Genomic DNA, 822 nt, shown 5'->3' on the forward strand with positions numbered 1-822 from the left:
GGCCGGTGCCGTGCGCGGTATCTCCGACATCATCAAGCGCCCGGGCATGATCAACGTCGACTTTGCCGACGTGCGCACCGTGATGGGCGAGATGGGCATGGCCATGATGGGTACTGGCTGCGCCAGCGGCCCGAACCGTGCGCGTGAAGCGACCGAAGCGGCCATTCGCAACCCGCTGCTGGAAGACGTCAACCTGCAGGGCGCCCGCGGCATCCTGGTGAACATCACCGCCGGCCCGGACCTGTCGCTGGGTGAATACTCCGATGTGGGTAGCATCATCGAAGCCTTCGCCTCCGACCACGCGATGGTCAAGGTCGGCACCGTGATCGACCCGGACATGCGCGACGAGCTGCACGTGACCGTTGTGGCCACTGGCCTGGGTGCGCGCATCGAGAAGCCTGTGAAGGTGGTCGACAACACCCTGCAGACCGCGCAGCAGGCGTACGAAGCGTCCAACCCGGCACCGGTTCGCCAGGAGCAGCCTGCAGTCAACTACCGAGACCTGGAGCGCCCGACCGTGATGCGCAATCAGGCCCATGCAGGTGCTGCCGCAGCCGCTAAACTGAACCCTCAGGATGACCTGGACTACCTTGATATCCCGGCTTTCCTGCGTCGCCAGGCTGATTAATGGAATTTATCAGGGGTATAAAGGTGATTGGTATTCATCAAAGGTTGGGTCTGTTATCATCCTCAGCCTTTGTTGATACCTGTTCGCAATTTGCGCTGAAGCGGCCAATGCCATGATTAAACAACGCACCCTGAAGAATACCATCCGTGCCACAGGTATCGGCCTGCACTCCGGTGAGAAGGTCTACCTGACCC

At 60.8% G+C, this 822-nt stretch carries 1 protein-coding gene and 1 pseudogene; both read left to right on the plus strand.

Annotation, left to right across the window (positions count from 1 at the left end):
• Positions 1–628 (plus strand): annotated as a pseudogene (locus HP546_RS30745) (cell division protein FtsZ); the annotation flags it as partial.
• A 112-nt stretch (positions 629–740) separates the two neighbouring features.
• A partial coding sequence (locus HP546_RS30750) for a UDP-3-O-acyl-N-acetylglucosamine deacetylase (RefSeq protein ID WP_172233780.1) occupies positions 741–822 on the plus strand: 82 nt, incomplete at its 3' end.

The organism is Pseudomonas sp. CM25 (assembly GCF_013179705.1).
In the GTDB taxonomy this organism is placed as follows: domain Bacteria; phylum Pseudomonadota; class Gammaproteobacteria; order Pseudomonadales; family Pseudomonadaceae; genus Aquipseudomonas.